Raw genomic sequence first — 10,287 nt, forward strand, 5'->3', positions numbered from 1 at the left:
TTAAGGCCAACGCCAACAGCCCCACAAAAGACCACAAATTACACTCTAAGGACTTCCCCCAATACCTCGCCCAGCGAGACTGTCAATAATTGCACACATGCGGGCCAGTGCAGAAACTGGCCAATTTCTTGCGGCCAAACGCACAGCACCATTGAATGCCCAGCTCTCCCCCTCATTTCGCATCGAGCGCCGAGCGCCCCAGCCTGAGCACCTGGCACCATGAACTAAGCGGCGCTCAGGATTTCGACCAGGTAACCGAGGTCGTCGGACGCGCCTTCAAGCCCCACGCAATGACCTTGCGCGACCCAGATCGCGCACTCAATACGCACCTCTATTCGAAGCAAATCGGCCGAATTTCGCTGCACATGCTCGAATACGGCGCCGAAGTCAAGGTCGAGCCCGACTGCTTCGAAGGCTTCGTGCTCGTCGAGATTCCGCTGCGCGGCGGCGGCCGCTACCGTTGCGGGCGCGAATCGCTCGACGGCGATACCGCGCACGCCGTCGTCATGTCCCCTGGCAAGCCCGTCCATCTCGATCTCGCGCCGTCGCTCTCGCAGCTAATCGTGAAATTGGATCAGCAACTGATCGACCGCACCTGCGCGGCGCATCTCGGCTGCCAGGCGCGCGAGCCGGTCAGCTTCGATCTGGGCCTCGATCTCAACGGCCGCGCGGGCCGCGCGTGGCTGAGCACGCTGCGTCACGTGATCGACGGCAGCGAGACCTTTCCCGAGCTGCTCGAAAACGCCGGCTACTGCGCGCACATCGAGCAGATGTTGATCGACGCGCTGCTCTACGCGCATCCGCACAATCTTTCGCACCGCTTTGCGCTCACGCAGGCGCTGCCAGCCATCGCGCCGGCGTACGTGCGGCGCGCCGTGGACTACCTCGAGGCGCATGCGGCGGAGCCCATCACCGTCGAGTCGCTCTCCGAAGCCGTGGGTGTGAGCGCACGCGCGCTCTTCAATGCGTTTCGGAGCACTTACGATCAAACGCCGATGGGCTATCTGCGCGAGCTGCGTCTGCAGCGTGTGCGCGAAGCACTGCTCGAAGGCGCGCCGCACGCAGAGAACCTCACGCAGCTCGCCATGCAATGGGGCTTCTTCCACTACGGCCGCTTCGCGCGCTATTACGCCGAACGCTTCGGCGAACGCCCGCAGGACACGCTGCGGCGCGGCCGCGCCGACACCGGCGCGCAGCCCGCTCGAGCCGTCAAAGCAAACTGACGCTACGCGCGCGTTCGCCCGTGCCGGTGGGCACGTGGTGTGCCGCGCGATTGATCTGCTCGATCACCCACGGGTGGGCCATGGCCGCGCGGATCGTCGAGGTCCGCACTTCGTCGGGCAGGAACGCGACTTCGCCATACAGCGTCGACCACTTCTGGCAATGATCGATGAGCGGGCGTTCGCGCGCTTCCCACGCTTCGAGTGCGGCGGGAATGGCCTCGGCGCGCTCGATGCCGTCGAGTGCGCACGCGAGCGCGAGGCCGTTCTGCATCGCCATGCCGCCGCCCTGGCCGAGATTGGGCGGCTGCGCGTGCGCGGCATCGCCGAGAATCGCCGTGCGGCCCGCCGACCACGCGCTGCACTGGATGATGCTGTAGACGCCCCAGCTCACCTCCGCGCCGATGCGCTCGATCAGGTGCGCCCAGCGCGGGAACGCGTCGCTCCATAGCGCCTTGTCGATCTGCGTGTCGCGCGCCGCGCGATCACGCTCGGGACAGGTCAGCGCGAGATAGATCTGCGTCTCGTTGATGGGCGTGATGAGCAAGCGCCGCTCGGCGTTCCAGTTCTCGATGTACTTGCCCGCATCGTCGGCGGGAATGTCGCCGGGCCGTCGTTCGATCACCGTGCGCAGCGCACCTTCGGCCGTCTGCTGGTGAAACGTTTCGAGGCCGAGCGCCTCGCGCACGCGCGACCAGATGCCGTCGACGCCCACCGCGAGATCCGCGCGCGCCACGTCCCCGTTGGCGAAACGCAATTCGCCGCGTGGCGTGGCGCCGATCACCTCCGAAGACGTGACCACCTTCACGCCCGCGCGCAGCGCCGTATCGCGCAACGCGTCCAGCAACTGACTGCGCTTGACCGTGATGAGCCGCTTGCCCGCGCCGACCGGCGCCGAGTCGATCACCCCACCGTGCTTGTCGCGTTGCTCGAACGCGCGGCCCTCGAAGGCGCCGCGCACGGCGTCGTCGTAAGCGCCGAGCGCTTCGAGCACGCGCAGACCGTTCTCCCAGATATAGATGCCCGAGCCCGAGGCGCGCAGCGCGGACTGCCGTTCGTAGACGGTCACGTCCCAGCCGCGCTGCGCCATTGCAGCCGCGGTGGCGAGGCCGCCGAGACCTCCGCCCGCGATGATGGCCGACAGTGTCTTGCTCATGATGGTGATCTCCGTGTCTCTCTTGTGTCTCTTGCGTTTCTGGTGTTGCCTGCGTTCCGTCTCACCGTGAAGGCGTGAACGCTTGAATGCAGGGTTGCAGGGTTGCGCGCTCGAAGCGCGCTTGAAGCTCACACGAGCCAGGCCGTGTCCGCCCCGCCGCGCGGCACGCTGGCGACGCCATCGCGGCGCACGTACCATTCGCTGCACTGGCCGTCGGGATCCGCGAGGAAGAACGCGCGCTTCCAGGGCAGGTCGACGACGCGCAACGGTGCGATCCCGCGCGCGCGCAGCGTGTCGAGCGCAGCATCGAGGCTCGCTTCGCCGGCCAGCTCGAAGGACGCGTGATGGTAGCCGGCCGCCGCGCCTTCGACCAGCACGAGGTTGTACGGATAGTCCGCGTGGCTCGCGCCCAGCCACGCGGCGCCGGGCTCGCGGCGCACCACCTGCAGGCCGCCGATACGCATGTAGAAGTCGAGCATCGCATCGAACTTCGCGGTCACGAGCACCGCGTGCGTGATCCGGCGCGGATGCACGGCCGCGCCTTCGACGTGGCGCAGCACGGGCGCATCGTCGTAAAGGCCAGTTGTCGACGGCTCCTGTGCGGCCGGATCCCAGACGCTCGTGAGCAACTCCATTTCGCCGCTCAACACCGAGCGCCAATCCTTCACCGTGTCGCAATAGAACTCGTTGTAGTTGCGGTCGGGGTCGAATACGTAGACGCTGTGCGCGACCTGATGATCGACGGTCAGGTCGAGCGGCATGCCTGCCGCCTTCAGCCGCCGCCAGGCGGCCACCAGTTCCGCTTCGTTCGCAAGCTCCCATGCAAGATGATTGAGGCCCGGCGCGAGGCCGATCGTGCCGGGCAGTTGCAGCAAGCCATTGCGCCCATAGCGGTCCACCCCGCCCGTGGTTTTCATCATGCCGAGATCGTGCGGCGTATGGCCGGTGCCCAGAAACGTCGCCTGCAGATCCGGCTCCCAGAACTCGATGTTCAGGCCGCACACGTCGCGATAGAACGCCTCGGATCGACCGAGGTCGTCCACCCACAGATTGACATGGCCAAGGCGCCGCGGCGCGAAGTAAGAGCCGTTCGCGGCATCGGGCGCCGCAGGCGAGGCCGCGGACACAGCGGGGGACAGCGTTGAGGTCATGAATTGCGCTCCTTCTGCGGGAATGGTCGGTCCGGGCGCGCGAGCAACGGCACAAGCAAACACAGACGCGCGAACCGGCAATGTCGGGTGCTGCGCCTGCCCAAGGCCCAGTGAAGGCGTGCATCGGCAAGGCGTAAGCCGATCTTATCGACGCGCGAAACCGCCGTGACCACGCGGCTGCAATTCGATGCGGGAATCGGATGTCCACGTCATTTTCCGGACTGCGACAACACTTTCGTTGCCCAACAATGCGTTCACCGCACGGCGCATCGCATGCCGTGCGCCACATCGATTCGCCCGCCCCACTGCTACGACCAGGAGACCCGACATGCTTTGGACGCAAACCAGCCCGGCCCAGCGCCGTGCGATTCGCCAGTGGCAATGCCATGCGCTTGCCATCGGCATTCTGGGCGAGCTCTTCCTCGCCGGCGACTGGTACGGCTTTGCCGCCGTGATGACCTTCGTTTCGCAAACGCTGCATCTGAGTCCGACCGAAGCCGGCTTCGTGCAAGGCGCCTTCGCCATCACCTACTGCATCGGCATGTTGTTCTGGTCGCCGTTCGCCCGCAAATGGTCCGCGCGCAAGCTGTTCGCGATCGGGCTGCTAGGCACGGGCGTGTTCATGCTCGCCCAGGCCGCGGCCGGCGATTTCGCGCAGCTCGTCGGCGCGCGTCTGCTCATCGGCTTCTTCGACGCGGCCGTGTGGGTCGGCACCATGAAACTCATCGTCGGCTGGTTTCCCACCGAGCGCCACGGCGCCACCATGGGCACGCTGCTCGCCGCGTTCAGTCTCGCCATCACGCTCGATTTCGCGGTGGGCATTCCGATGGCCGTTTCGCTCGGCTGGCGCGCATTCCTCGTCTCGCTCGGCTGCCTCACGCTGCTCGTCGGCGTGATCGGCCTCTTGACCATCAAGGGCGGACCACAAGAGATCGGCATCGCGGGCTTTCGCTGGCAGGCCGGCGCGGAGCCGTCCCATCACGGCGGCGATCTGGCGCTCTCGCAGATCTTCCGCAAGCGCTGGATCTATATCGGCTGGCTCGCGATTTTCGGCGATACGTTCGCGCTCGCCGCCACCGCCACGTGGGTCGTGCCCGCGTTCATCCAGCAACAAGGCATGCCCGTGCAGAGCGCCGCGCTGATCGGCACGTTGATGGGGCTCTCCCAGGTGGCGTTCCTGCTCGTGGGCGGCTGGCTGTCCGACCGCATGTCGCGCATCACGATGATCCGGCTCGGCGCCGCGCTCTCGGTCCTCTCGGCATTGAGCTTCGCGGCGGCCACGCACTACGCGATGTCGTGGGGCATGTTGCTCGCCATCGCGGGCGCAAGCGGCGTGGCCGTGCTCTCGGGCGGCGCGATCTTCAGCCTCGTGAGCGAGAACTACGGCGAAAAGCTCGCCGCGACCGCCATCGGCTACGCGGAGCTGGGCGGCATCGTCTCGACCTTCATCGCCCCCACGCTCATGGGCTGGGTGATCGATATCGCGCATTCGTTCACGGCGGCGTTCATGGCCTTCGTCGCGGTCGAGGCCGTGATCCTGGTCGCGCTGCTCGTGATCGCCGCAAAGCGCGCTGCGGTGCCTGCCGCGGCCATCGCCCATTGACCCGCCGTCCCACCTCGTTCAAGCGGATCGACATGGAGACGCGCATGCCAGGCCCGACACTGCCCGAGCGCTATTCACCGGCGCAATGCGAAGCGAACTACAACCTGCGCGCGCGTCATCCCGATGCGCTCGAACTGATGGCCGGCTGGCAGCGCCAAGCCGCGAGCGCACGCGCGACACTCGAGCACTATGCGGACGAGCGCTTTGGGGAGAGCACTCATGAGCTGATCGATGTCTTCCCCGCCGCGCGCCGCGATGCCCCTGCCGTGATGTTCATTCACGGCGGCTACTGGCAGGCGGGCGACAAGCACGACGTGTCGTTCGTTGCGCCCTTGCTGGTGCGTAGCGGCATCTGCGTCGCCATCAACAACTACGCACTCGCACCGGGCGCGTCGCTCGACACGATGGTCGCGCAAACGCGCAACGCGCTCCATTGGCTGCACCGCAACGCGGGGCGCTTCGGCATCGACGCGAACCGCCTCTACGTCATGGGCCATTCGGCGGGTGGCCACCTCGCCGCCATGATGCTGACGACACATGGCGCGGCAAACGGCGTGGCCGCGCCGGTGCGAGGCGCGATTGCGCTCTCAGGCCTGTTCGATCTCGTGCCGCTCGTCGACACGAGCATCAACCGCGCGCTCGGTCTCGACGAAGCCAACGCAAGGCGCCTGAGCCCCGCGCGTATCGCGCGCCGCAGCGATGCGCCCATCCACACGCTCGTGGGCGAAGGCGAAACGCGCGGCTTTCACGAGCAACGCACGCTGTTGAGCAGCCAGTGGCAACGCGTGCACGCTTTGCCGCCTGTGCCGCGCCGCCATCACTACGACATCCTCGAAATCTTTCGCGAGCCGGGCAACGCGTGGCTCGATTCGATCGTCGGCATCGTGCGCACGGCAACGAACCCAGGCAGCGTCCTGTAGACGCCATTCGAATAAAACCCAAATCTGGAGCACACGTGAAAAAGAGCTTGATGGCGGTTGGCGCGATTGCACTCTGCTCGGCCACGCTCGCCGATGCGCAAAGCAGCGTGACGCTGTACGGCAACCTGGACACCAGCGTTGCCTTCTTCAACAACGTCGGGGGCAAACAGCTTTATACGACCGAGGACGGCAACTTCATTCCCGACTTCTTCGGCCTCACCGGCACCGAGGACCTCGGCGGCGGACTCTCGGCCATCTTCAGGCTCGAATCGGGCTGGCTGCCCAGCAGCGGCAAATTGACGGTGCCGAACCAGATCTTTCAGCGCGAAGCCACGGTGGGGATTTCGTCTGAACAATTCGGCACATTGAAGCTCGGTCATCAGCCGAGCTTCATGTTCGACGTGCTGTCGCCCATGAGCACCGGATGGATCGGCGGCGGATTCAACACGTTTCACCAGGGCAATCTGGATGAGCTCGCCAACACATTCGAATTCGACAATTCGGCCAAATACGTCAGCCCGACCTGGTACGGCCTCTCGTTCGGCGCCCAATTCGGCTTTGGCAATCAACCCGGCAATTTCGCGGAAGGCCGCAATTATGGCTTCACCGTTCAATACAAGAATGGACCGTTGAAGCTGGGCGCGGTGTACACGAATGAAAGCGACCGTTTTCTCGAACTCGTCGACTTCGTGGGGCTCAGATCCTTTCTCGGCACGCCACTGCCCGCGCAAGGCATCGTCGCCGATCGCGTGCAGAACTGGGGCGCAGGCGGCACATACGCGCTGGGCGACTGGCTGCTGCACGCGATGTTCACGCAAACGCGCATCGACATGCCCGGCGACAGCGCCAATGCCAACACCGTCGATGCCGGCGTGAGCTACACAATCGGCAAAGTGGATACCGTCGGGTTTGGCGGGTCGATCGAGAATCTCGACGGCGGCCATTGGGTGACGCTGAGCTTGTCGAATCTTTATTCGCTATCGAAGCGCACCGTGCTGTACCAGCAAGCGATGTATCAGCACGCATCGGGCGCAAATGCCGTGGCATCGCTGCTTGGCGCAGGTCCGGCGTCCGGCAGCTCGCAAGTGGGCGTGGCAATCGGCATTCAACACTTCTTTTAGACGCCCGCGCCATGCCGAAGCGGTCTGCTTCGGCATGGCGTCAACGCGCACTCAACGCGATATGGGGAGCACTAGCCTCAAGAGTGGCTATACCGCAGATCGTCCTCGCCGCGCGCCACGCCCGCGCTGTGGCGATCGAACGCGCGCGTCAGATCCTCCAGATAGTCGTCCGCGGCTTGCTCGAACTCCGGCGAACCATACGCGAAGTCATCGGGATTCGTCTTCCCCTGGGCGCGCCGGATGATCGACACGGTCAGGACCATGGCGCGGTCGAAAGCGAGATCCACTTTCGCCTTGCGCGGATTGCGGTTTCTATTTTCCATGCAGCATTTGTCGGCACGGATCGGACGAACTTTAGGGCGCCGTTTGAAGCACGAACGCACTAGCGCGGCGACGTTGCCGCGCGCGAACGGCGCCGTCTGGACGTAGCCTGCGCATGGAGCCGGTTGTCGTCGCGTTCGAGCGCGGCCGGCAATTCCGCCTTCAATAGCTCGACCCACGCGCGGGTCTTGGCTTCGAGAAATTTCCTCGATGGCATCAGCACATAGACGCCCACGTCGAGCGAGCGCCAGTTCGGCAAGACATGCACGAGCTCGCCCCGCTCCATGTGGTCCAGCACGGCGAACCCCGGCAGCAATGCGATACCGAGCCCGGTGCAGGCGGCGTGCACGACGGCCTCGGGATGATCGCCGATCAGCGGGCCCGCGGGCTCGAACGAATGGGTGGCCTTGCCATCGGTGAGCGCCCAATGCGGTGTAGTCGAGGGATTGACGAGCCGCAGGCACGCGTGGCCGGCCAGATCCCGCGCGGTCTTCGGCGCGCCATGCTGCGCGAGATACGCGGGCGCCGCGCACAGCACGCCATGCACCGCGCCAAGCCGCTGCGCGACGAGACTGGAATCGGGCAGACGCGGCGTGAGATACACGCTCACATCCACGCCCTCGGCCAGCAGATCCGGCACATATTGCGAGGCGCTGTACTCCACCGTCACGGCCGGATACATCGCACAGAACTTCGCCACGAGCGGCACCACATAACGATCGCCAAAGCTCGCCATGCACAGCAGCCGCAGGCGCCCGGTGGGCTGAATGCGCGCGCCGCTCGCCTCGCTTTCCGCCTCCGTGACCAGCTCGAGGATGGTCCGGCACTGGTTGGCGTAGCGCTCGCCGGCGCTCGTGAGCGCGAGACGGCGCGTCGTGCGCTGCAGCAGCTTCGTTTCCAGGCGGTTCTCCAGCTCGGAAACGAGCCTCGAAACCTGCGCGGTCGTCAGTTCCATAAGCGCCGAAGCCGCGGTGAAGCTTCCCGCGTCGACGACCCGCACGAACGCGGTCATGGCGTGCAGCAAGCCGTAATCGAGATTCTTGCGCATGACGTAATAAATTTTCAGATCACACTGTATTTTTGCACGAGAGCCGACTAGTTAGGATCGTCTCAGATGTCGATACGCGACGTCCGGGCTCCCGAAAAACCCTGGGTGCCACAGCTGATTGATGGGTTCGATATCGAGGTAAGCAAACAATGAACGGTGCTGAAAGTCTGTTGCGTTCGCTGGTCGCGAACGGTGTGGAAGTCTGCTTTGGCAACCCTGGCACGTCCGAGATGCATTTCGTGGCGGCGCTCGATTCGGTCGAGGGCATGCGGCCGATCCTGGGCCTGTTCGAGGGCGTGGTGACGGGCGCGGCCGACGGCTACGCGCGCATGGCGGGCAAGCCAGCCGCCACGCTGCTGCATCTCGGGCCGGGCCTCGCCAACGGGCTGGCCAATCTGCACAATGCGCGGCGGGCGTCGAGTCCGGTCGTCAATATCGTTGGCGACCATTCGTCGGACCACTCGCGCTATGAAGCGCCGCTCACCTCGGATATTCAGGGCTTTGCGCGCCCGGTGTCGCACTGGATTCACTCGTCGAGCAGCGCGCTGACCGTGGGCGCCGACGCCGCCCGCGCCGTGCAGGCCTCGATGACGGGCGCCGGGCAGATCGCGACTCTGATCCTGCCGGCCGACACGGCCTGGTCGCAAGCCGATGTGGTCGCCGAAGCGCTGCCGGCTCCGGCACCCGCACGCGTGAGCGAGGCCACGATCGAACATATTGCGGCGCTCACGCAAAGCGGCGTGAAGACGGCGTTCCTGCTGAGGGGCAAGGCGTTGCAAGGCGCGGGGCTGCGCGCGGCCGGACGCATTGCCGCGAAGACGGGTGCGCGGTTGCTCTGCGATACGTTCGCACCGCGCGTAGAGCGCGGCGCCGGGCGCGTGCGCGTTGAACGCTTGCCGTATTTCGGGGAACAGGTTGTCGAGTTTCTCGCCGGTACTGAACTGCTCGTGCTGGTGGGTGCGCAAGCGCCGGTCAGCTTCTTTGGCTACCCGGACAAGCCGAGCTGGCTCACGCCGGAAGGCTGCCGTATTGCAGTGCTTGCGCATCCGCATGAGGACGGCGCGGCGGCGCTCGGGGCGCTAGTGGATGCGCTTGGTGCGCAGCAGTGCGTCGTGGCCATGAACTCTCGTGTGGTTGATGATGTTGCTCCGAATGGGGCGCTCGATGCTGAGTCGATCATGCGAAGTGTGGCCAGGCATTTGCCTGAGAATGCCATCGTTACCGAAGAGGCGTCGCTTGCGATGGCTTATTCCGGCCTGACTGAGTCGGCCGCGCCGCACGATTTGCTGACCCTCACGGGTGGGGCTATTGGGTGCCTGATGCCCGTTTCCGTTGGTGCGGGCATTGCTTGCCCTGAGCGTAAAGTTGTCAATCTTCAGGGGGATGGTAGCGCCATGTATACGGTTCAGGCTCTCTGGACCCAGGCTCGCGAGAATATCGATGTGGTGACCGTTATTTTTGCTAATCGCGGGTATCGGATTCTTGCGAATGAGCTTAAGCGCGTAGGCGCGAAGACCGATGGCGTGCATGCTGCTTCCATGTTCGATTTGGGGAATCCGTCGCTGGATTGGGTCGCGCTTGCGCGGGGGATGGGCGTCGAAGCCGTGCGCGTGGAGTCCGGTGCTGCGTTCGATGCGGCGTTTGCTGCCGCTATGAAGCGGCCGGGGCCGATGGTTATCGAGGCCGTTATTTGATTTGAGCGCAGGGCTCGGGTTGGTGCTATCGCGATCTTTTGCTTTGGCCTTAA

General features: G+C 65.1%; 9 protein-coding genes. 5 read left to right on the forward strand and 4 right to left on the reverse strand.

Annotated features, from left to right (window positions below; all coding sequences use genetic code 11):
* Nucleotides 1–155: 155 nt before the first annotated feature.
* Nucleotides 156–1,223 carry an AraC family transcriptional regulator gene (locus tag BO1_RS47225; RefSeq protein WP_084688827.1) on the forward strand — a complete coding sequence of 356 codons (1,068 nt, stop codon included), beginning with the start codon at nt 156–158 and terminating at the stop codon, nt 1,221–1,223.
* On the opposite strand, the gene BO1_RS47230 is transcribed toward BO1_RS47225, so the two are convergent.
* Entirely contained in the window at nt 1,210–2,376 is a 1,167-nt protein-coding gene (locus BO1_RS47230; RefSeq protein WP_028223545.1) for an FAD-dependent oxidoreductase, read from the reverse strand. The genes BO1_RS47225 and BO1_RS47230 overlap by 14 nt on opposite strands.
* Nucleotides 2,377–2,504: 128 nt before the next feature.
* The gene (locus tag BO1_RS55770) at nt 2,505–3,527 is read right to left on the reverse strand and encodes a VOC family protein (RefSeq protein WP_043289123.1); all 1,023 of its coding nucleotides are present in this window, start codon (nt 3,525–3,527) and stop codon (nt 2,505–2,507) included.
* Nucleotides 3,528–3,855: 328 nt separating this feature from the next.
* Between BO1_RS55770 and BO1_RS55775 the strand changes: the two genes are divergently transcribed.
* Genes BO1_RS55775 through BO1_RS47250 form a run of 3 tightly spaced genes read left to right on the forward strand, consistent with a single transcriptional unit; the run spans nt 3,856 to nt 7,171 of the window.
* On the forward strand, nt 3,856–5,130 hold the full coding sequence (locus BO1_RS55775; protein WP_043289125.1) for an MFS transporter: 1,275 nt from the start codon (nt 3,856–3,858) through the stop codon (nt 5,128–5,130).
* 44 nt (nt 5,131–5,174) lie between these two features.
* On the forward strand, nt 5,175–6,050 hold the full coding sequence (locus tag BO1_RS55780; protein WP_043289128.1) for an alpha/beta hydrolase: 876 nt from the start codon (nt 5,175–5,177) through the stop codon (nt 6,048–6,050).
* Nucleotides 6,051–6,085: 35 nt separating this feature from the next.
* A complete protein-coding gene (locus BO1_RS47250; RefSeq protein ID WP_156992801.1) occupies nt 6,086–7,171 on the forward strand; it encodes a porin in 1,086 nt (361 codons plus the stop codon).
* 77 nt (nt 7,172–7,248) lie between these two features.
* Here the strand turns inward: BO1_RS47250 and BO1_RS55785 are convergent, their stop codons facing one another.
* Nucleotides 7,249–7,494: a hypothetical protein gene (locus tag BO1_RS55785; protein WP_043289132.1), complete on the reverse strand. Its 246-nt coding sequence runs from the start codon at nt 7,492–7,494 to the stop codon at nt 7,249–7,251.
* Nucleotides 7,495–7,553: 59 nt separating this feature from the next.
* Nucleotides 7,554–8,540, reverse strand: a complete 987-nt coding sequence (locus BO1_RS47260; protein WP_028223547.1) for a LysR family transcriptional regulator — start codon at nt 8,538–8,540, stop codon at nt 7,554–7,556.
* A gap of 149 nt (nt 8,541–8,689) precedes the next feature.
* On the opposite strand from BO1_RS47260, the gene BO1_RS47265 reads away from it, so the two are divergent.
* Nucleotides 8,690–10,234, forward strand: a complete 1,545-nt coding sequence (locus tag BO1_RS47265) for an acetolactate synthase large subunit (protein ID WP_028223548.1) — start codon at nt 8,690–8,692, stop codon at nt 10,232–10,234.
* Nucleotides 10,235–10,287: the final 53 nt, after the last annotated feature.

Origin of the sequence: Paraburkholderia oxyphila NBRC 105797 (assembly GCF_000685075.1) — a bacterium.
Lineage (GTDB): Bacteria > Pseudomonadota > Gammaproteobacteria > Burkholderiales > Burkholderiaceae > Paraburkholderia > Paraburkholderia oxyphila.

Excerpts from the sequence above, each read along its gene's own strand:
- BO1_RS55770 (WP_043289123.1), bottom strand. The coding sequence starts at position 3,527 with ATGACCTCAACGCTGTCCCCCGCTGTGTCCGCGGCCTCGCCTGCGGCG.
- BO1_RS55780 (WP_043289128.1), top strand. The coding sequence starts at position 5,175 with ATGCCAGGCCCGACACTGCCCGAGCGCTATTCACCGGCGCAATGCGAA.
- BO1_RS47260 (WP_028223547.1), bottom strand. The coding sequence starts at position 8,540 with ATGCGCAAGAATCTCGATTACGGCTTGCTGCACGCCATGACCGCGTTC.
- BO1_RS55775 (WP_043289125.1), top strand. The coding sequence starts at position 3,856 with ATGCTTTGGACGCAAACCAGCCCGGCCCAGCGCCGTGCGATTCGCCAG.
- BO1_RS55785 (WP_043289132.1), bottom strand. The coding sequence starts at position 7,494 with ATGGAAAATAGAAACCGCAATCCGCGCAAGGCGAAAGTGGATCTCGCT.
- BO1_RS47265 (WP_028223548.1), top strand. The coding sequence starts at position 8,690 with ATGAACGGTGCTGAAAGTCTGTTGCGTTCGCTGGTCGCGAACGGTGTG.
- BO1_RS47225 (WP_084688827.1), top strand. The coding sequence starts at position 156 with ATGCCCAGCTCTCCCCCTCATTTCGCATCGAGCGCCGAGCGCCCCAGC.
- BO1_RS47230 (WP_028223545.1), bottom strand. The coding sequence starts at position 2,376 with ATGAGCAAGACACTGTCGGCCATCATCGCGGGCGGAGGTCTCGGCGGC.